Origin of the sequence: Veronia nyctiphanis (assembly GCF_004116385.1) — a bacterium.
GTDB classification, from domain to species: Bacteria; Pseudomonadota; Gammaproteobacteria; order Enterobacterales; family Vibrionaceae; genus Veronia; species Veronia nyctiphanis.
This window is the reverse complement of the sequence record NZ_PEIB01000001.1, coordinates 279,582-300,861: the sequence shown is the minus strand read 5'-3', so window position 1 is coordinate 300,861 and position 21,280 is coordinate 279,582. Positions and strand designations below refer to the sequence as shown.

16 protein-coding genes and 3 pseudogenes are annotated in these 21,280 nt (G+C 47.9%); 9 read left to right on the top strand and 10 right to left on the bottom strand.

Features of this window, described 5'->3' with window-relative positions; all coding sequences use genetic code 11:
- Window positions 1-5: 5 nt before the first annotated feature.
- Window positions 6-781, top strand: a pseudogene (gene miaE / locus CS022_RS01415) (tRNA isopentenyl-2-thiomethyl-A-37 hydroxylase MiaE).
- 16 nt (window positions 782-797) lie between these two features.
- On the opposite strand, the gene CS022_RS27070 reads toward miaE, so the two are convergent.
- Window positions 798-1,052: a LysR substrate-binding domain-containing protein gene (locus CS022_RS27070; protein WP_161569521.1), complete on the bottom strand. Its 255-nt coding sequence runs from the start codon at window positions 1,050-1,052 to the stop codon at window positions 798-800.
- Window positions 1,049-1,696, bottom strand: a complete 648-nt coding sequence (locus CS022_RS01405; RefSeq protein ID WP_129120781.1) for a LysR family transcriptional regulator — start codon at window positions 1,694-1,696, stop codon at window positions 1,049-1,051. The genes CS022_RS27070 and CS022_RS01405 overlap by 4 nt, the downstream gene beginning before the upstream one ends.
- A 92-nt stretch (window positions 1,697-1,788) precedes the next feature.
- Between CS022_RS01405 and CS022_RS01400 the strand changes: the two genes are divergently transcribed.
- On the top strand, window positions 1,789-2,721 hold the full coding sequence (locus CS022_RS01400) for an NmrA family NAD(P)-binding protein (protein ID WP_129120780.1): 933 nt from the start codon (window positions 1,789-1,791) through the stop codon (window positions 2,719-2,721).
- An 83-nt stretch (window positions 2,722-2,804) separates the two neighbouring features.
- Here the strand turns inward: CS022_RS01400 and topA are convergent, their stop codons facing one another.
- The 3 genes from topA to sohB form a co-directional block, all read right to left on the bottom strand.
- Complete coding sequence (topA, locus tag CS022_RS01395; RefSeq protein WP_129120779.1) at window positions 2,805-5,429, bottom strand: type I DNA topoisomerase; 2,625 nt, start codon at window positions 5,427-5,429, stop codon at window positions 2,805-2,807.
- A gap of 544 nt (window positions 5,430-5,973) precedes the next feature.
- A complete protein-coding gene (locus CS022_RS01390; protein ID WP_129120778.1) occupies window positions 5,974-6,399 on the bottom strand; it encodes a DUF805 domain-containing protein in 426 nt (141 codons plus the stop codon).
- An 8-nt stretch (window positions 6,400-6,407) separates the two neighbouring features.
- The gene (sohB, locus tag CS022_RS01385) at window positions 6,408-7,469 is read right to left on the bottom strand and encodes a protease SohB (protein ID WP_129120777.1); all 1,062 of its coding nucleotides are present in this window, start codon (window positions 7,467-7,469) and stop codon (window positions 6,408-6,410) included.
- A gap of 180 nt (window positions 7,470-7,649) precedes the next feature.
- Here sohB and CS022_RS01380 point away from each other — a divergent pair, with 180 nt between their 5' ends.
- Window positions 7,650-8,429, top strand: a complete 780-nt coding sequence (locus CS022_RS01380) for a YciK family oxidoreductase (RefSeq protein ID WP_129120776.1) — start codon at window positions 7,650-7,652, stop codon at window positions 8,427-8,429.
- A gap of 106 nt (window positions 8,430-8,535) precedes the next feature.
- On the opposite strand, the gene rluB is transcribed toward CS022_RS01380, so the two are convergent.
- The 5 genes and pseudogenes from rluB to CS022_RS01355 form a co-directional block, all read right to left on the bottom strand.
- Window positions 8,536-9,510 carry a 23S rRNA pseudouridine(2605) synthase RluB gene (rluB, locus tag CS022_RS01375; protein WP_129120775.1) on the bottom strand — a complete coding sequence of 325 codons (975 nt, stop codon included), beginning with the start codon at window positions 9,508-9,510 and terminating at the stop codon, window positions 8,536-8,538.
- 144 nt (window positions 9,511-9,654) lie between these two features.
- A pseudogene (locus CS022_RS01370) lies at window positions 9,655-10,274 on the bottom strand (L-threonylcarbamoyladenylate synthase).
- Complete coding sequence (gene rnm, locus CS022_RS01365) at window positions 10,274-11,152, bottom strand: RNase RNM (protein WP_129120774.1); 879 nt, start codon at window positions 11,150-11,152, stop codon at window positions 10,274-10,276. The pseudogene CS022_RS01370 and the gene rnm overlap by 1 nt, the downstream one beginning before the upstream one ends.
- Window positions 11,153-11,406: 254 nt before the next feature.
- A complete protein-coding gene (locus CS022_RS01360) occupies window positions 11,407-12,582 on the bottom strand; it encodes a ferritin-like domain-containing protein (protein WP_129120773.1) in 1,176 nt (391 codons plus the stop codon).
- A 382-nt stretch (window positions 12,583-12,964) separates the two neighbouring features.
- Window positions 12,965-14,155, bottom strand: a complete 1,191-nt coding sequence (locus tag CS022_RS01355; RefSeq protein ID WP_161569520.1) for a flavin reductase family protein — start codon at window positions 14,153-14,155, stop codon at window positions 12,965-12,967.
- Between the two features lie 152 nt (window positions 14,156-14,307).
- On the opposite strand from CS022_RS01355, the gene CS022_RS01350 reads away from it, so the two are divergent.
- The 6 genes and pseudogenes from CS022_RS01350 to trpCF all read left to right on the top strand — a co-directional run bounded on the left by CS022_RS01350 (window position 14,308) and on the right by trpCF (window position 21,278).
- Complete coding sequence (locus tag CS022_RS01350; RefSeq protein ID WP_129120771.1) at window positions 14,308-15,327, top strand: helix-turn-helix domain-containing protein; 1,020 nt, start codon at window positions 14,308-14,310, stop codon at window positions 15,325-15,327.
- Between the two features lie 354 nt (window positions 15,328-15,681).
- Window positions 15,682-16,695, top strand: coding sequence for a 3-deoxy-7-phosphoheptulonate synthase (gene aroF, locus CS022_RS01345; RefSeq protein ID WP_129120770.1), 1,014 nt, complete (start codon window positions 15,682-15,684; stop codon window positions 16,693-16,695).
- Window positions 16,692-18,274, top strand: a pseudogene (locus CS022_RS01340) (anthranilate synthase component 1). The gene aroF and the pseudogene CS022_RS01340 overlap by 4 nt, the downstream one beginning before the upstream one ends.
- Entirely contained in the window at window positions 18,271-18,876 is a 606-nt protein-coding gene (locus tag CS022_RS01335; RefSeq protein ID WP_129120769.1) for an aminodeoxychorismate/anthranilate synthase component II, read from the top strand. Before CS022_RS01340 ends, CS022_RS01335 begins: the two are co-directional and overlap by 4 nt.
- A 33-nt stretch (window positions 18,877-18,909) precedes the next feature.
- Window positions 18,910-19,911: an anthranilate phosphoribosyltransferase gene (gene trpD / locus CS022_RS01330; protein ID WP_129120768.1), complete on the top strand. Its 1,002-nt coding sequence runs from the start codon at window positions 18,910-18,912 to the stop codon at window positions 19,909-19,911.
- The gene (gene trpCF / locus CS022_RS01325; RefSeq protein ID WP_129120767.1) at window positions 19,911-21,278 is read left to right on the top strand and encodes a bifunctional indole-3-glycerol-phosphate synthase TrpC/phosphoribosylanthranilate isomerase TrpF; all 1,368 of its coding nucleotides are present in this window, start codon (window positions 19,911-19,913) and stop codon (window positions 21,276-21,278) included. Before trpD ends, trpCF begins: the two co-directional genes overlap by 1 nt.
- Window positions 21,279-21,280: the final 2 nt, after the last annotated feature.

Below are 21,280 nucleotides of genomic sequence, written 5' to 3'. Positions count from 1 at the left end.
AGCTGATGTCGTTGAACCAAGAAATTGAATCCCTGCTCTCCCCTGTTCGTGCTTTTCTGCATTGCGAAACGCCGCAAAGCTGGATTGATGAAGCCATCAAACCAGAAAACGAAACCGTCTTACTCAGGGACCACGCCAATTGCGAACTCAAAGCAAGCCAGACGGCGATGTGGTTGATCCGTAAATATGCGATTGACCAAGAGTCAGGTTACTTACTTCTTGAGTGGGCGAAGCCGTATGAAGATTTTGTCTATCGTGGTGAACGCGATGGCGTATTCCACGCGAAGAAAAATGGTCTCAGCGCACCATTGAAACCCAAAGCCGGCTTTGAGCACGGACAGGAGCTGATCGACAAAATGGTCAGACTCATCAAAGAAGAATTCCATCATTTTGAACAAGTCATTGAGATCATGGAAAAGCGCGGCACCAGCTACTCACCGCTCAATGCAGGCCGCTATGCAAAGGGCTTGATGTCAGTAGTGCGTACACACGAACCAGCTACATTAGTCGACAAACTGATCATTGGTGCTACATCGAAGCACGGTCTTGTGAAAGGTTCGCAAAAGTCGCGCCGTATCTGGATGCCGATCTCCAAAGGTTCTATATCTCTTTACTTCGTTCTGAGGCACGTCACTATCAGGACTACCTGACATTGGCTGAAGCAATTGCTGGCGAGGATATCAGTGAACGTATCAAGATCATCGGCGAAAAGGAGGCTGTTCTCATAGAAGCTCCAGACGGCATGTTCCGTTTTCACAGCGGCACACCGATTGCAGCCTGAGCATCAGCTTATATATTCACTGCAAATCCGCCCGTAAACGGGATGATAAAAAGTTGATCAACGCTCGAATACGGGCGTTTTTCCAGCTATCGCGATGGCACACCAACCATACATCCAAAGGCGGTATCGGCACGCTGTCCCAAACTTGCACAAGTTCCCTGTCTCTTTCTGCAAGACATATGTGCATCACGCCGACACCCGCACCTGCTCTCAACAGAGTAATTTGGGTTTCTAAGCTATCAGTGCGCCAGTGAAAATCGTCTGCAGTCACGCTAATCCCGAGCTCAGCAGCACTGCGAATAAAGCGTCGTCTTTATCGAAGCCTATCAGGGACACACCTTTAAAAGGGTTTGCAGCATCCGCAATAGGCTGAACATCATCAATCAGTGAACGATGACAATAAAACCCAAGTTCAATGCTGCCGATGCGTTGACACTTAAAATCAAGCTGCTCAGGGCGAAACATGCGAATGGCGACATCTGCCTCGCGACGACTGATACTCGTCTGTTGGTTTGATACCACGAGCTCAACCGATACCGCAGGATGCTCACTTCGAAACGCCACCAAATGATCTGCGATATAATGGTGGGCCATCAATTCATTGACACTCAATCTTATGTCACCTTCTAAGAGTTCATCACTGCCTTGTAGTGCGCGTGAGAAAGCATCGTAGGCCTCTCTCATTGGCATGACACTCAGTAACAGTGCCTCACCTTCTGGAGTGAGCGATACGCCCTGTGTTGTGCGATGGAAAAGCAATACATCGGTGTGCTTTTCGAGTGCGTTCAACTGTCTGCTTAAGGTGGGTTGTGACACAGTGAGGGTTTCCGCTGCTTTGTTAAGGCTTCCCAGTTCTGCAACGGCCAAAAACGCCCGCAGCCATTCCCAGTTTATATCCCTACCCTCGTTATTCATATCTGAATAGCCCGCTTGAAATTTTGTCGATTCCTTATACACCAATGCCCTGTCATTATCGGCCTATCACTTAATGAAGCAGGAAGCACATCATGAAAAAGGCATTAGTTTTAGGCGCATCAGGCGGCTTTGGTCATTACATGGCCGCGGCTCTTTTGGAGGCTGGGTGGCATGTAGTGACATTATGTCGCGGCGGTCAAACGTCTCTGGCACCAGAATTAAGGGGGAAGGTTGATTGCCTTCAAGGCGATGCTAAAAATACAGCCGCAGTAATTAAAGCCGCATTAGGTTGTAGCATTCTTGTTTACGGGGTAAATCCTCCTTATCACAAATGGCGTAGAGACAGCCTGTCACTTCTTTCTGTCTCCGTTGATATATGCCGTGAGCAAGGCTTGAAAATGGTTTTCCCAGGTAATGTGTATAATTTCGATCCTGCAAAAACACCGCATGTCGACGAGAATACGGCGTTTAATCCCAGAACTGAAAAAGGCCGCATGCGCGTTGAGATGGAGTCACACATTCGTGAGGCCGTGAACGTGAGCAACATGACGGCACTTATCATCCGCTGTGGTGACTATATTGGAAAATATGCTCCCAGCACTTGGCTCAGCGAGCTTCTGTCAGAACAACAGGGAAATATTCAGATTCAGTGCCCGGACAAAAAAGAAACCAAACACAGCTTTGCTTATCTGCCCAATGTTGCCTCTAGCGCCGTCGCACTTTTGGATACGGAACTGGGCGATTTTGAGACTTTTCATTTCGCAGGCTACGAATTTTCTATGAGTGAACTGGCAACAGAAATCAAAAAGAAAACGGGTAAACCAGTTATCACAAAAAACTTCCCTTGGCTCGTTATCCGGCTGTTTTCTCTATTGATGCCAAAACTCAAGGGCGTTATTGAATTGCGCTATCTTTGGCAACAGCCGATGAGCCTCTCAGGCAAAAAGCTTGAGGGTTACCTTGGCGCAGACGCAAAAAAGCAAACACCTCTCTTTGAAGCTCTCACAGAGAGTGATTTGATTTAAGAAGTACCGAACACGTTAGTAGTGAGAAAAGAAAAAGGACAGCTCATGCTGTCCTTTTAATTCCTGGTCACTACTGAACTGCGTTATTTCTTCTTTTTACGCTTGTCAGTGATTTCCCACTTACCATCGATAAACAAGCCCGTCCAGCCAGACGGCTTTCCATCTTCTTCGGTACGAATGTAGTTCTCTTTGGTTTTACGACTAAAGCGCACAACGGCTTTGCGGCCATCAGGATCTTCCTGCGGTGCATCAGCAAGGTACTTGAACTTATCCGACAAACGGTCTTTGAAGCGTGACAACTCTTCAACCAACGGTGCTCGTGTTTCGCGCGATTTAGGGAAGTTGCTGGCCGCCATAAACAAACCAGATGCGCCATCACGCAGAACAAAATACGCATCTGAGTTTTCACATGGTAACTCAGGAAAATGCACAGGATCTTCTTTCGGAGGTGCAACCTCGCCGTTTTTCAGAATCTTACGCGTGTTTTTACACTCATCATTGGTGCAGTCCATGTATTTCCCGAATCGGCCATTTTTTAGCACCATATCGGAACTACACTTGTCACACTCAACAACGGGGCCATCGTAACCCTTGAGCTGGTACTGTCCCTTTTCAACGACATAACCGTCACAACTTGGGTTATTACCACAAACGTGCAGTTTACGCTCCTGATCGATGAGGTAAGCGTCCATTGCCGTTTCACATTTCGGGCAACGTTTCTTCGCTCGCAGCGCTTCAGTTTCAACGTCTTCTTCCAGAACGTTAACAATACCCTCTTCATCCATTAGGTTGATAGTGGTCTTGCATCGTTCTTTTGGCGGAAGCGCATAGCCTGAACAGCCAAGAAAAACACCCGTTGATGCGGTACGAATACCCATCTTACGGCCACAGGTCGGGCAATCAATATCAGTCAGTACGATATTGTTTGGCTTCATTCCGCCCTGATCTTCATCCTGTTCGGCAGTACCCAATACATCGGTGAAATCGTCAAAGAATGCGTTAAGCACTTCTTTCCAGTTCTTGCTGCCAACAGCAATCTGGTCAAGACGCTCTTCCATTCTTGCGGTGAAATCATAATCCATCAAATCCGCAAAGCTATGGTCGAGACGGTCAGTAACGATCTCTCCCATTTTCTCTGCATAGAAACGACGCTGCTCAACGCGAACGTAGCCACGATCCTGAATGGTAGAAATAATCGATGCATATGTTGATGGACGGCCAATACCACGTTTTTCCAGCTCTTTAACCAATGCCGCTTCGGTGTAACGCGCTGGCGGCTTGGTGAAGTGCTGTTTCGGGTCCACTTTCTCAAGCGAAAGCTGTTCGCCAACATCGACACGCGGCAACGTTGTGTCTTCGTTTTTACCCATTGGACGCTGAACACGTGTCCAACCATCAAAGCGTAAAGTACGGCCTTTCGCTTTCAGGGTAAATTCGCCCGCTTCCACCGTGATGGTGCTCGAATCGTATTTTGCTGGCACCATCTGACAAGCAACAAATTGTCGCCAAATCAGGTCGTAAAGACGGTGCGCATCAGGGTCCATGCCTGTCAGTTGGTCAGCATTAACATCAACACTTGAAGGTCGAATCGCTTCGTGCGCTTCTTGTGCATTGCTCTTTGCACCATAAACATTGGCACTGCCGGGCAGATAGTTTTCACCGTACTCAGTGCCGATGAAGCCTCGTGCAGCCTCCACCGCCTCTTTACTGAGGTTCGTTGAGTCTGTACGCATATAAGTGATGTAGCCCGCCTCATAGAGACGCTGAGCTAACATCATGGTCTTCTTCACACCAAAGCCAAGACGGGTACTTGCCGCCTGCTGGAGCGTAGACGTGATATAAGGTGCTGATGGCTTGCTGCTGGTAGGACGATCTTCACGATCGACAACCTTGTATGTCGCAGACTGAAGTACGCGCGTTGCCGCCATGGCTGATTCTTCGTTCAGCGGCTTGAAGGCAGCTTTGTTTTGCTGGGCCACCACCAAACGGAGCGCGCTTTGACTTGCTGTCGTGGTATCGGTGTGAATATCCCAGTATTCCTGCGGCACGAAAGCTTTAATTTCGTGCTCACGTTCTACCAGCAATTTTACCGCCACAGACTGCACACGACCAGCGGACAAGCCACGAGCGACTTTCTTCCAAAGCAGCGGCGATACCATGAAACCAACAACACGGTCCAAGAAACGGCGAGCCTGCTGGGCATTCACACCGTCTATGTTCAACTCACCCGGCGCTTCGAAAGCCTGAGTGATCGCGTTTTTGGTGATCTCATTAAAGACAACGCGTTTGAAACGATCTTGATCACCACCAATGATTTCCCGCAAGTGCCAGGCTATCGCCTCACCCTCACGGTCCAAATCGGTCGCGAGATAAACATGGTCAGCTTTTTCAGCAAGAGTTTTGAGCTCGGCAACGACTTTCTCTTTGCCGGGCAAAATTTGGTAGTTGGCTTTCCAGTCATCGTATGGGTCTACACCCATTTTGTTGATCAGCGCTTTCTTCTCTTTCTGCTTTTTGATGCGCTCTTTTTCTTCCGGACTCAGGCCTTTAGTTGACACTGGAGCAGCTTTTTTACCGCCCTGAGAAGCGCCAGTTGGCAGGTCACGAACGTGGCCGACACTCGACTTAACGACAAAATCTTTGCCAAGATACTTGTTTATCGTTTTCGCCTTCGCTGGTGACTCCACGATAACGAGAGATTTACCCATAATGAACCAATTACGCCCTCGTATTTATAAAATCTAATGATCAGGTTGAACAATACCCATCTGAGACGGGCCAACGCTTTTTAATATTGAGCGTGTCGAACTGAATATCAACCTGTTTCTACGGAAAAGTCGCTGATTGGTCGCGGCTTCTTCGATTTTTGAAAAAAAAATGAACAGTAGCTGGTGTAACGCCTTTTTTCAGACCACTGTGTTCCCTCATGGGCGCTAATCATTACCATTGGTAATGACTTTAACGCTATTAAGATGCACAAATTTCTGGCCTGGGTCACACTAAATTTAAGAGTAACGTGACACTGAAAGCTCTGGCACAATGAATAAAACAGCAGTTTGAGTGCCCGGTTATTGGTAGATTCTCATGCTAAATGGATAAACACTATTGGCCATCAACAACCGCTAAAGTATATACATGATTTTCGTAGCCGGAGTAAAGACAAAGACAAGCTTGCTGATACATTAAGAATGTTGAAGACTCCCCCGACCAAAAAAAAGCCACGATGTTAGTCGTGGCTTTTTTACCTCCAGATTAGCCTTCGAACACAGCTTCATCTTTCGGTTTGCTATCATTTGATGGCGGTTTACCACCCCGTCCCTTCGGGTCAGGCCCGTAGCGATTTGGTCCTGGTGTACCATCCAAAATGCCGAGCACAACAAGACGGAAAACCGCACTCACCAAAATGAGCGGCAGGATATTGGTCAGTGGTAAAAGACTCATCCCTATCCACCATGGTGGCATATCTCTGTCTCTAAGGCGTTTGATGTCCATGGCGAGGTTAGACCACGTCGAAATGAACATCACGATAGAAGCAAGGATACTGAGCGCCCCTGTACCCCCCTGAAAGATATACATCATTGCTGGCCACTGAATCATGCCTAACACAATATTCCACAGCCAGTAATCCCTACGTCTCATTCTCCCCTGCAGCGAGAAGAAGGCCCAGGTCGGATTCATTTTCACTCCTAAACGATTGGTCGCTGACCGCGAGCAACCCATTTCAACAACAAACGGTCCACCGCCTCTGATGATGAATCAAACACCTTGTCCATCAGCTTCTTACGCGCGGTATATTGAATTTTCAAAATATCTCTGTCTTCTTTACAGGCAGCCATCAAAAAGTCATCACTGGTACCTACCTCATCAATCAACCCAAGCGGCAATGCCTGATTACCAAACCAGTGCTCACCCGTTGCCACTTTTGTCAGCTCAAGGTCAGGTCTATGATCAGCGATGAAATCTTTGAACAAGCCATGTGTCTGCTCCAGTTCTTCCTGAAACTTCTCGCGTGCTTTGTCTGTGTTTTCGCCAAACATCGTCAACGTGCGCTTGAATTCGCCTGCTGTCAGCTGTTCAAACTCAATGTCATTCTTTTTCAGAAGCTTATTAAAGTTTGGCAACTGGGCAATTACGCCAATAGAACCTACGATAGCAAACGGTGCCGCGATGATTTTATCAGCAACACATGCCATCATGTAGCCACCACTAGCAGCGACTTTATCAACAGAAATCGTTAGCTTAACACCCGCTTTCTTCACGCGATCAAGTTGAGAAGAAGCAAGACCATATGCATGCACCATACCGCCGCCGCTTTCAAGCCTGACCAGCACTTCGTCACCTTCTTTGGCAACGGCCAGAATCGCGGTGATTTCTTCGCGCATAGCACCGACTTCTCGGGCATCAATGCTGCCGTTGAAATCAATGACAAAGAGCTGAGGTTTTCGGCTCGTATCAAGATCACCGCTGTTTGCAAGTTCTTTGGCTTTGCTCTTTTCTTCTTTCGCTTTTGCTTTGTCTGCTTTTTTCTCTTCTTTCTCACGCAGCTTCATGGCCGCATCATCGTAAAGATGGGATTCCATCGTAGAGATCGTGTCTTTGAACGCCTCAGTCAGGTTGGTAATTTTAAGCTCCCCAGGCTGAGCTGCGCCTTTGCCACCACCTCGAATGATCGCAAAGATTGCAAAAACAACGACCACAAACGTCGCCGCTTTCAGCAGAAAAAGACCGTATTCAAAAAGAAAATCCACCTTTAATCCCTCTTTATCTTTGTAGATTTAGAATTCTACTATCAACTGATAGAAATTATTACTGTCCAGAGTACATGTAATTGAAACTAATTTTTACCGCTTTGCGAGATCTCTTTGGTTGTTTCATCAGATATTGCGCACGTACAATGGGCGTTTTACTCAGTACGTAGGAAGTGTATCGTGGAATATCAAGTCTCATCAGACGCGTTAAATGACAGAGTCATCCTGGTGACTGGCGCCGGAGACGGTATAGGCCGGGAGGCCGCACTCAGTTATGCTGCCAAGGGTGCTACCGTTATTCTTTTGGGTCGAACAGTGTCTAAGCTCGAGGCTGTGTACGACGAGATAGAAACTGCTGGTGGCCCGACACCTGCCATTGTGCCTCTTGACCTTATGGGGGCCACTAAACAAAATTACATCGACATGGCGGATACCATTGAAGGGCAATTTAGTCGACTTGATGGTGTGCTGCACAATGCAAGTTTGCTGGGTGTACTGAGCCCGTTTGACCAGATTGATGAAAAGACGTTCGATGATGTCATGCAGGTTAACGTCAAAGGGGCGTTTTTGATGACACAAGCCTTGTTGCCGCTGATGAAGAAATCTGAAGACGCCCGGATTGTGTTTACTTCATCAACCGTTGGACACATGGGACGCGCATTTTGGGGAAGCTACGCCATCTCTAAATTTGCGACCGAAGGGATGATGCAAATCCTTGCTGATGAGCTTTCTGACACAAACGTGCGCGTTAATGCGATAAATCCGGGCGGTACTCGCACGAAAATGCGCGCATCTGCTTTCCCAGCGGAAGATTCAAACCTCCTGAAAACGCCAGCTGATATTATGCCTCTTTACATTTATTTGATGGCACCGGAAGGCAGAGATGTGAATGGTCAATGTATCTATGCGCAACCCAAACTGGTACCGGGGCAACAAAAGGCAAAGGAAGAAGAAGAGTAACTTTTCTTCTTCCTTACCCCAAACATACATTGATGACAGAAAGAAAAAGGCCAGCATTTGCTGGCCTTTGTTGTTCTTGTTGCGCGAATTTCAGCGCCACACAGGCTTATCGCTTAGACGAGCCGCGTTTCTGACGGTTTGAAGACTGCCCTGGGCGTTGTTGGCTGCCTGGACGGCCTTTAGCTTGAGGTTTAGACGCTGAGTTACCACGACGAGATTGACGTGACTTTCGCGTATCAGAAGAATCTACGCGTTCTTCGTGTCGACGAACAGCGCGACGGATTTTCTGAGAACGTGCTTTGCGTTTTTCCGCTTCTGGAGTCACAAAGGTTTCTTTCTCGGGACGCATCTCGACCATCTCGCGAAGGTAATTCACTTCTTTCAGGTCAAGTTCCATCCAACCGCCACGAGGTAGTTCTTTGCTCAGGTACAAATCACCGTAGCGTACACGCTTTAGACGGCTGACTGTCACACCCTGTGTTTCCCACAAACGGCGAACTTCACGGTTACGGCCTTCAGTGATCACGACATAGAAGGTATGGTTCATGCCTTCACCGCCCGCGTACTGAACATCTTCAAAACGGGCTTCGCCATCTTCCAGCTTGACACCGTTTACAAGGTTACGAACCATTTGCTCGTTCACTTCGCCGAACACGCGAACCATATATTCACGCTGAACCTGACGGCTAGGATGCATCAGGCGGTTAGCAAGCTCGCCGTCAGTCGTGAACAGCAATAGGCCTGACGTATTGGCATCAAGGCGACCTACCGATACCCAGCGGGCATCGTTCAAACGTGGGAGGCGATCAAACACCGTCCTTCTGCCCTCTGGGTCACTGCGAGTACACAGCTCACCCTCAGGTTTGTTGTATGCCAGAACACGACAAACAACCTCAGAAGATGCTGAGATTTTCACGCTATGGCCATCAACACGAATGTGTGCATTGAGGTCGTCAAGGCGATCACCAAGCTTGGCCACAGCGCCATTAACACTGACTCGACCAGCCTGAATCAGACTTTCAACTTCCCGGCGGGAACCTAAGCCAGCGCGAGCCAGCACCTTCTGTAATTTTTCGCTCATTAAATCGTTACCTTACTGTCGCCTTCACAGGCGTCGATGTCGGACATTGGGGTTTCGGAGACCATCTTCGAAACAACGGCGCATTATGCCAAAGTGTACAAGAATACACCATGCATTTTGTGATCAAGATTATGATTAATCCAATCACTCGAATGGCGCGGCATCACCTGCACCGTAACGCAGAATCTCTGGTGAATCTTCACTGAAATCCACCACGGTTGTCGGGTGCTCACCGAGATAGCACCATGCAAAATAACATCAACCGCATGCTCAAGATTATCTCTAATTGATTCAGGATCAGACTCGGTATAGTCATTACCTGGAAGGATAAGAGATGTCGACATCATGGGCTCACCCAATGCCTCCAGCAAATCCAACGCGATCTGGTTATCTGGTACCCGAATACCGATGGTTTTGCGCTTCGGGTTCATCAATCGACGCGGCACTTCTTTGGTCGCTTTGAAGATGAAGGTAAACGCACCCGGTGTATTGTTTCGGATAAGACGAAACGCCGTATTGTCAACGCGCGCGTAAAGCGAAAGCTCTGACAAATCGCGACATAACAGTGTGAAGTTATGGCTGTCATCGAGACGACGAATGCGACAAATACGCTCCAGCGCCTGTTTGTTTTCAAGCTGACAACCCAGCGCATAGCCAGAGTCAGTCGGGTAAACGATCACCCCTCCATTTCGCACGATCGCAACGGCCTGATTGATCAGGCGTGCTTGCGGATTTTCAGGGTGAACATAGAAAAATTGGCTCATTATTTCTCCTCGAGCTTGTGGCTGGTTTCAGCCAATCTGTTCACCGGCAAAGTCCAGTTTTCCCAAACAGGTTGACACCCTTTGGGTAAATATAGATTCCTTCCCAACTCCAACCAGGGAGAAGGGTAATGAAAATCTGAACCTTGAGAAGCCAGTAGTCCATAGTGAATAGCATAGTCGGCAAGTAGCCTTCGCTCATTAGGTGCCTGCTGCGGCTGAGCAACTTCCATTGCATCACCACCAGCATCAGCAAAGGCCTGAAGCAGGCGCTTCAACCATTTGGCGGAGAGTTTATAGCGACCGGGATGAGCAAGTACAGCCTGCCCACCTGCTTTGTGAATTATATCAACTGCATGCTCAATAGAGCACCAATTTGGCGGCACATAACCCGGGTTACCTCGAGTCAGGTACTTTTTAAATACTGTCTGGATATTTTTTACGTGACCTTTTTCTACCATCCAGCGGGCAAAATGCGCTCGGGTCAGCGATACATCACCGGCAATGGCTTTCGCGCCTTCCAATGCACCAGGCATACGCTGTTTTTCGAGCTTTTCAGCAATCTCTCTTGAGCGCAGATCGCGACGAACAGTCTGTTCCTCAATAAGTGTTGCAAGTCCTTCAGCATCGGGATCGATATTCAGACCAACAATATGAATATCAAAGTTGCTCCACACCGTTGAAATCTCGATGCCGTTAATTAGGGTCATCGAGCGTTCAAGCTCTGAAAGCACGTCTCTGGCGTCATTCAGACCAGCTACCGTGTCATGGTCCGTGATGGCCAGTACATCAACATTAAACGATGACGCTCGCTCAATAAGTGCTCTCGGCGATAAATGACCATCAGATGCAGTGGTATGGCTGTGTAAATCAAATAGCATGGGGTATCTCTGAGACGAACTGAACGTGCGCCATGATGAGGGAGGCAATAGATGATTGCAAACATCTACTGATGCTTAATGAAATAAAACGTGGTATCGAAGCACGATAAAGCACTTTTGCCACCCAGACGTTCTATTTTGGACAAAAAAATAGCCGGACAAGCCGGCTTCTTACATTAAGAAGAGTAAATTACGTTTGAAAATGGTCTGTCACCCGCAACGCGGATAAAACAGGTATTGCTGTAAATTGTTAATTAATGAAGATCAGCCATCATGTCTGCGTCGGTCAATTCCATCGCACTCTTACCCCCCATGTAATGGGTGAGGCCAGCTTCTTCATAATGTTTGAGCATACTGTCAGGCAACAAACCAATGCATTCTAGGTTTGGTACCAGGCGCTTGAACATAGTTTTACGCAAGGTGTTCATTGCATCAGACTCTGAAATGAGTTTGTTCCATGTTTTGCGTGTCATTATCCCTTCAAACCACTCCTCGTATATTTCGTGACCGAGGAATCTGTTTCTCATTAAGACAGCAACTTCAAAAGCCCACTCTTGTCGCTCACGACGTTCGGATGGCGTCAGTTCCTCTTCGAACGTTTTCTTGAGCGCCAGCACTCCGTAGTGCACGTGTCTCGCCTCATCCTGAATCACATAGCGAAGGATACTCTTCAACAGAGGTTCTTTGCTCATGTTGTGCACAGTCGTAAACGCACCCAATGCCAACCCTTCGACCATTATTTGCATCCCAAGGAACTTGATATCCCACCGGCTATCTGTCAGCAGACCATCAAGGATTGAGAACATGTTGTCATTCACGTCATAAAGCTTACCAAGCTTGGTGTCGAGGTATCGCATGAACACCTCTAGGTGCCTCGCTTCATCAACAACCTGCGTGGCTCCGTATAACTTTCCATCAAACCAACGTACTGCTTCAGTGACCTGACACGAGGCGTATAATGCGCCCTGCTCACCATGCATCATTTGGCTTAGGATCCAGCAAGCGATATTAAAATTAAATTCCCGAAACTCTGTCGTTGTCAGCTTCACGCCGTGTTCGCGCAACGTTTCCATAGGAATGAACCTATCGGCGATAATCGGAACATGCGGGTTCAACGGATCAACGTCGATAGACCAATCAATGTGTTTGTCACCATCCCACTGATTGCCGACTGCACGACGATAAAGCTCCTGCATCTCAGGGAAATCCATTTTGTAGGTCCAGTCGAAATCCACAGCATGCTCCGAAACCATGCCTGTGTTATCGTACTTTTTACCTTGTTTGCGGAACATTCCGCGTACCACTGACGGCCCTAAACTCGCCATGACCCGCTTGTTTTTGATATTCGTCAGGGTGTTGATGTTATCCATTGTTGCTTCAACTTTACGTTGAGCATGGAGGGGCATACCGTTTAACATTTTCTCTAACATGACTACCAATTCCTTTTCTAGAAAGTGGAGCCCGAGATAAGCGTTTTCTTATTGGTGTTATGCCTAATCGTCGGGCAATTACGATGCTTAAGTTGCTATTTTCATCAGCAGTGCAGATAACGAGCAACTGCTGAGAATGTGGATACCCCTGGTTGTCGCATTGCGATAACTTCCACGTAACACAGTATGCTCTTGAGCGCATTCTTTGCCCAAGTTTAATAACGCCAATTAGCCGTCATAAAATGCCAAGATCACAGCATTTGGACTCGAGCAAAAACAAGTGATAAAACGGCGTTAAAACGAAAAAGGCTGGTTCAACTACCAGCCTTTTTTCTTTTCAAATTTGCAAGTTAAGCGTCAATCAATTCATCTATAAAATGAGTCAGTGCACGCTTGATGTAGTGGATTCCAGAACGACATCCATCGTAGGCACGCCAACACAGGTCAGCACAAAACCGTCTGCTCTCTCTGATTCTGTCAGGCAGTTAGGTTCTTGATGTCTCACTTGACCGCTGATTAGCTTCATTTTGCATTCGCCACATCCGCCAGCTTGACAACTGTGCTTAAGATTAATACCGACTCCGGCAGCAGAGCCCAAAATAGTATGGTTAGGTTTCACAACGAAAGATTCGCCTGTATCACGAATCTCAACGCGTTTCGCCTTATCATCAGAGGCTGTGTAGCCATTACTTGTTTTGGCCATAGGAGGCAGAGGTACAGAAGGAATATTCACTGATGTAAACACTTCAATATGGCGAGAGCTTGCTGATATATCCGCACCGTCGAGGAGATTAGAAACAGCATTGATGTACCCCCCCGGACCGCATGTCACAAAAAGATTATTGCTGCCGAGAAGTTCGTATTGTTCTGCCACAGCCCGGTTCATTGGGCCTTGTGAACCAATTTTTGAACTTGCCTTATCAAGAACATGTACCAGAGTGAGGTTGGCGTATTTTTCATTGAGCGCTTCGAGTTGGTCAAAGAAAATAATGTCATCATGAGTTCGATTCGAATAGACAATGACAACAGGCTTGGATGTTTCTTCAAGCGCATATTCAGCCAACGCTTTTAGAGGCGTAATCCCTGAGCCACCAGCAAAAAGAACCAATTTCTCATAGGTTGAAGTCAACAGCGTGGGTGAGATGTTGCCGCCGACATTTGAAACCTGAAACAGCATTCCTTCTCGAAAAGTCTGATTTATCAATTTAGAAACATACCCATCCGAGGTTTCTTTTATGGTTATCTGATGTTGGCCATCACTGCGGATACCGGAAAAAGAATAGCTTCTACTTTCTAATTCGCCGTCGGCATAAAAATGACAGTGAATAAACTGTCCAGGTCGATAGTCAATGGGAAGACGGGTGTTGAAGACGAGCGTTACTGCATTTTCGGTTTCGCGAATAACCTCCGTGACTGTTGCCATGTTTTTTGTGTGGTCGTGACAGCTATCATAAGCATTAGACGGCGCCTGATGTTGCCGCCTGACCCGCTTATGATTCACTTTATTAGTGGAAAACAACGCACCAATAAAAGAAGTAACCATGTTTGCCATTATCACTGCTCCTTTTGCCATTGAACTTTTCCATACTTCAATCATGGCTATTAATCAGTGATGACACGAGAGTCCACAACGACAATTAGTCGTCATATTGTGACAACATTCTACGTAAATCAGACTAGGATAAAGAATAAGAGAGACAAAGCGACAAGAAAAAGGAAGCAAGAATGCAATTGTACTCGGATAGGCTTCAACCTTCTATCCACCCTGCTTATGCACGAATCATCTGTGCATATTTCGCCCGAGAAGGCATGGATGCAGAAACATTTCTAAACCCGACCAATATTAACTGGGATGACCTGCAAAACGATACACAGTTTATCAGCTTCGAGCAGTTCTCCCGTATCGCCTCCCGGTCTGTTCAAGTTTCACAAAAGCCATGGATCGCACTAGAGCTAGCGAAAACGATTCAGACAGGACACCACAGTAGTTTGGGCTTTGGTGTCGTTGTCAGCAAAAATCTCAAACAAGCTATTGAATTCATCACCACCTTTATGGGCACGAGACAAAAAATATTCTCCCCGGAAATGACAGAAGAGCCAGGTGGGCTGAAAATTACGATGGTCCCCAATGTCACGCTGTTACACGATGAAGAATTCGTCTGTTGTGCGCTGTTTGGTGTTCTGTATCGTGCGGTAGTCACCATTACAGGCCTGCCAATCAAAAATTGGCTTCTTAGCATGACGTATGAAAAACCTGATTGGGCAGTTGAATATGATGCCTCTATGCCCGGCAATCAGTTTCTTTTTGGTCAAAAGAATATCTCAGTATTCATTCCTAACGAATACCTGAATGTTATATCACTCACGCATGAGCCCGGCGCATTTCAGCTCGCGACGTCGCAATGTGAGCGTATAAAAAAGCAACAAGAGATGGGTGAAGACATTGCGCTTCGTGTCCGTTGCTTATTGCTGAACTCAGAAAGCAATTTTATGGGACTTAATGAGGTTGCAGACAACCTTAGTATGTCTACCCGCACCTTAATGAGAAAGCTCAAAGCCTCAGAAACCAGTTACCAGGAAATTCTCGATGACGTCAGAAAAGAATTCGCAATCTGGTACCTGACAAAAACCAGCATGACTGTCGAGGAAATTTCGGACTCACTGGGTTACCAGGAAGCATCAAACTTTTCCCGCACCTTCAAAAGGTGGGTAGCAAAACGCCGTCGGAGTTTAGAAGTGAGTTAGAAATAGACGATTCATAACCTTTGGTAAACCCACCACCACTATTTTCAGCAATTGACAGGACACAGAGACAAAAAAAATCGTGTCCTGTTCGCATCTTATAAAACACTCCTTGACTTTACGCCTTTGAACTAGTTAACTAGTACGTAATTACATTGAGATAGGGTTTTGTCATGTTGTCAGTCACCGTAAAAACAAGAAACAACACAAACTGGTGGTGGTCAAGCCCGCTCCGGTAAGCGATGTCGTTGAAACGCATCAACCCAATACCGGAGCCCGCAAAAATGCGGGTTTTTTATTGGCTAAAAGACACGGAACGTCATTGTCACTGACAACAAAATTGAAAGGATTAACGGAATGATCATCGTATTGAAAGCGCAGGCCACAGAACAAGACGCAAAACATATCTTAAATAAAATTGAGCAAGCTGGGTTAAAACCACTCTACATGCCAGGGGTAGAGCGAACGGTATTGGGCGCGTTGGGCGATGAGCGTGTACTTCAGAAGCTTCACCTTGAAAACCTACCTACTGTAGAAGAAGTGAAGCCTATTTTGACCAAGTACAAGATGGTGTCACGAGATGTGCAAGCCCATGATTCTGTTGTTCGCATTGGTAATGTGCCAGTCGGTGGCAATCGTTTCACAGTAATTGCCGGGCCTTGTTCTGTTGAATCGGAGCAACAAATGCTCTCTGTTTCTGAGGTGGTTGCCAAAGAAGGGGCAGTAGCAATTCGTGGTGGTGCATTCAAACCAAGAACCAGCCCGTACGATTTTCAAGGTCTCGGTGAAGAAGGTCTTAAGCTAATGAGCCTTGCCCGCGATATGACGGGACTACCTATTGTTTCTGAAGTGATGGAAACCAGCCAGGTCGACATGATGGTCAACTACGTTGATTGCCTGCAAATTGGCGCGAGAAACATGCAAAACTACGGTTTATTAAAAGCCGTCGGCGAAACTGGCAAACCAGTCTTGTTAAAACGTGGACTTTCCGCCACTATCGAGGAATTGTTACTGGCTGCTGAATACATCTATGACGCTGGTAACCCAAACATTATTCTGTGTGAGCGCGGTATCCGAACATTTGAAACCGCCACCCGCAACACGCTGGACCTCAATGCTGTCGCTGTGATCAAGCAAAAGAGCCACCTCCCCGTGCTGGTTGACCCAAGCCATGGCACAGGTGTGCGTGAACTGGTCATCCCTCTGTCAAGAGCGGCTGCAGCGGTGGGGGCTGACGGAATCATTGTTGAAAGTCATCTGAACCCAAGCGAAGCCTTATCAGATGGCCATCAAGCGCTGACCGGAGAAATGTTTGCCCAATTAATGCAAGAACTTAAACCTTTTGTAGAGGCAGCAGGGAGAACGCTGTGAACAACCACGCTGTAAAAACAGGTGAACTGGAAGTATTGAGTCTGGACGTGCCGTATGTGGCTGATCCAATCGAACTCTACAGTGCCGTGTGTCAGGACAGGCCAAACAGCCTGTTACTTGAGTCGGCAGAAATTGATTCAAAGCAAGATTTAAAGAGCTGGATGCTGGTCGATGCTGCCGTGCGTATCGTATGCCGCGGTCGTGATGTCAGCTTGCATGCGAAAACTGGAAATGGCCGCAATCTGTTAGCCGCTGTCGAGCACCGCATTGAAAGCCAGCGCCTTTCCATCGAAACAACACGCACCCCAGACACACTGGAGATGCATTTTCCGCAAATAACATCAGCACTCGATGAAGATGCGCGCCTGAGGGAACATTCCCAGTTTGACGCATTAAGGCTGGTTCAGGAATCGTGTGAACTCGCTGGTCACCCTGATGATGCCATTATGATTGGCGGCCTGTTTGCCTACGATCTGGTCGCAGAGTTTGAGCCACTGCCAGATGCAAAAGCGACCAACAAATGTCCGGATTATGTGTTTTATGTCGCTGAGACCTTATTAGTAATCGACCACCAGCGCCGCAAGGGCCGCCTGCAAGCTACGCTGTTTGGCGGTGACGATACTACCGAGAGCTATTTCGACCTCAGCCGTCGTCTTCAGTCCATCAAAGAATCGTGCCTCAACCCGGGCAAACTGCCTGATGCCGTTCAGCTTGATGAGTGTGAAGCCGTTCCATCTGTTTCTGACGAAGACTTCTGCACCGCGGTAGAAACCATGCGTGACTACGTCGTGAAAGGTGATGTGTTTCAGGTCGTGCCAAGCAGACGCTTCACCCTGCCCTGCCCGTCACCGCTTAACGCCTACCGTAAGCTTAAGCAGGGAAACCCAAGTCCATACATGTTCTACATGCATGATGAAGACTTCAGCCTGTTCGGCGCATCGCCGGAAAGCGCGTTGAAATACAGTAAAGAAACCAATCAGGTCGAGATTTATCCTATTGCAGGTACCCGCCCTCGCGGCAAAAATGCCGATGGTTCTATCAACCTTGACCTTGATGGTCGTATCGAGCTTGAACTTAGAAACGATACCAAGGAAAAAGCCGAGCACATGATGCTGGTCGACCTTGCAAGAAACGACGTTGCACGGATCAGTGAACCGGGCACAAGATACGTCGCCGACCTACTGAAAGTTGACCGCTACAGCACGTCATGCACTTGGTCTCGCGAGTTGTCGGCCAACTTCGTCATGATCTGGATGCGCTGCACGCCTATCAAGCCTGTATGAACATGGGCACCCTGACAGGTGCGCCGAAAATCCGTGCCATGCAATTGATTCGCGATTTCGAACAACAACGTCGCGGCAGCTACGGTGGTGCTGTTGGTTACCTGACAGGCCATGGCGATATGGATACTTGTATTGTTATCCGCTCAGCCTATGTTGAGAATGACGTTGCACAGGTTCAGGCCGGAGCGGGGGTTGTGTTTGACTCTGTGCCGCAAGCTGAAGCCGATGAAACGCGCGGCAAAGCACAGGCAGTGATCACCGCCATCAAAGCAGCGCATCAGGAGGCAAACGCATGAGTGCAGTATCAGCTCAAACGCTTGCCAGCATTGTTCTGGTCGATAACTTTGACTCGTTCACTTATAACCTGGTGGACCAATTCCGCTCGCTGGGTTACCCGGTCACGATTTACCGTAACAATCTGGAAGCCACCCAAATCGAATCAGCCATTGATAAGCTCGATAACCCTGTTGTTGTGCTATCACCAGGGCCCGGTGCTCCCGCTGACGCGGGCTGTATGCCAGAGCTGATTCAACGCCTGAAAGGAAAAGTACCCATGATTGGTATTTGTCTTGGTCAGCAGGCGATTGTTGAAGCCTATGGCGGTAAAGTTGAAGGCGCTGGCGAAATCGTTCACGGTAAGGCGTCAGATATGCAATGCGGTGATCACCCGGTTTTTGAAGGCATATCAAGCCCACTGACCATTGCTCGCTACCATTCTCTGGTCGCTACTGAAGTACCAGACTCATTGGAAGTCATTGCGGACGTAGATGGACTGGTGATGGCCGTAGCAAACAACAAAGATAAAGTTGTGGGATACCAATTTCATCCGGAATCAATACTGACAACTAAAGGTGCCGACCTGCTCACCAAGACCATAGGCTGGGCAACAGGCGTCTGACAGCGGCTGGCTATATTTCAAGGAGAGGATTTTATGGACACAATAATTAATAAACTCTATCAACAAGAGTCACTGACCAAATCGGAAAGCCACCAGCTGTTTGATACCATCATTAAGGGTGAGCTCGACCCGATCTTGCTGGCAGCAGCACTGACCGCACTTAAGGTTAAAGGTGAAACGCCAGAAGAGATTGCAGGCGCAGCATCTGCACTGACAGAAAACGCTAACCCATTCCCGTCACCAGATTACGACTTTGCCGATATCGTTGGTACAGGTGGCGACGGCGCAAACACCATTAACATTTCAACCACGGCAGCGTTTGTCGCAGCAGCATGTGGTGTAAAAGTTGCCAAACATGGTAATCGTGGCGTGTCGAGCAAGTCCGGCTCATCCGATTTACTCGCAGCCTTTGGGATTGATTTGGCGATGGCGCCGGAAACAGCAAGACAGGCGCTGGACGATTTGGGTGTCTGCTTCCTGTTTGCCCCCGAGTATCACAGTGGTGTCCGCCATGCGATGCCCGTCAGGCAAACCATGAAAACGCGGACCATCTTCAATGTACTGGGCCCGCTAATTAACCCTGCTAAACCAACGCTAGAGCTAATGGGTGTGTACGACAAATCACTGGTCGCACCGATTGCAGAGACTATCCGTTCACTTGGCCTCAAACGCGCTGCGGTTGTTCACGGCAGTGGTCTGGATGAAGTGGCCATTCACGGCGAAACCACAGTGGCTGAGATCATTAACGGCGATATCACCCACTACACGCTGACACCCGAAGATTTTGGGGTGAATACCCATCCATTGTCATCAATCGAAGGTGGAACGCCGGAAGAAAACCGTGAAATCATCAGCCAAATCCTGCAAGGAAAAGGCACAGAGGCACAACAAAGTGCAGTTGCGGTGAATGTTGCCTTGCTATTACGCTTATTCGGCAATGAAGACCTGAAAGCGAATACACAAAAAGCACTGGATGTCATGAACAGTGGCAAGCCGTATGAGTTGATGCAGCAACTGGCTGCCCGGAGTAATTAATGGAAACCGTTTTAGCAAAAATCGTTGCTGACAAACGTATCTGGGTTGAGGAGAGAAAACGCACTCAACCGCTTGAAAGTTTTGCCAGTGACGTTGTGGCAAGTGACAGAAGCTTTTATCAAGCACTGGAAGGAAAGCCCGCAAAGTTCATTCTTGAATGTAAAAAGGCGTCGCCGTCAAAAGGGTTAATCCGTGACGATTTTGATCTTGATTACATTGCGAGTGTTTACGGAAAACACGCATCGGCAATTTCCGTATTGACGGACGAGAAGTATTTTCAGGGTAATTTTGATTTCTTACCTCAGGTTCGGGGTCAGGTAAATGTGCCTGTTCTCTGCAAAGATTTCATGATTGATCCATATCAGGTCTACCTTGCTCGCCATTATCAGGCAGACGCGATATTGCTGATGCTGTCAGTACTCAATGACGAAGAATATAAGCAGCTACAAGATGTCGCTCATGAACTTGGCCTTGGCGTTCTGACCGAAGTCAGTAATGACGAAGAGCTGGAAAGAGCGATTGCGCTTGAAGCTCGCGTCATCGGCATCAACAATCGAAACCTTCGCGACCTGAGTATCGACCTGAATCGCACCAAAGAGCTGGCACCCCGCATTCCGGCAGGAACAATTGTGATCTCGGAGTCAGGTATCTACACCCACCAGCAGGTTCGCGACCTTGCGCAGTTTGCTAACGGATTCCTGATTGGCAGCTCCCTGATGGGCGAACAGGATGTGGATTTAGCGGTCAGAAAAGTCATTTTCGGCGAAAACAAAGTGTGTGGCCTGACACGTGCCGAAGATGCGAAAGCGGTTTACCAGAACAATGCCGTTTATGGCGGGCTCATCTTCGTGGAGAAATCAGCGCGCTGCGTAACGCAATCTCAGGCCGAACAGGTCATTGCTGCAGCTCCCCTTCACTACGTGGGCGTATTCCAGAATCACGCAATTGAAGAAGTAGCAAGACTGGCGAAAGCCTTGAATCTGCATGCCGTGCAGCTTCACGGTGATGAAGATGCAGAATATATCGCGGCGCTGAAGAGTGAACTGCCGGCAGACTGTCAGGTATGGAAAGCGCAAGGTGTTTCCGACAGCTTGCCAGAACCTGTACAGGGCGCAGACCGACGCTTACTCGACACCAAAGTGGGTAATGAGAGCGGCGGAACAGGTCAAGTCTTTGACTGGACGCTGGTACCGGATGAAGACAAAGCACAGATTATGATTGCAGGTGGTTTATCGCCAGATAACGCCACCGAAGCAGCAAAATTAGGGGCGTTGGGGCTGGATTTCAACTCAGGCGTTGAATCAGCTCCGGGTATTAAAGATCATCAAAAACTGGCCGCCGCTTTTGCCGCAGTCAGAGGTTATTAGGG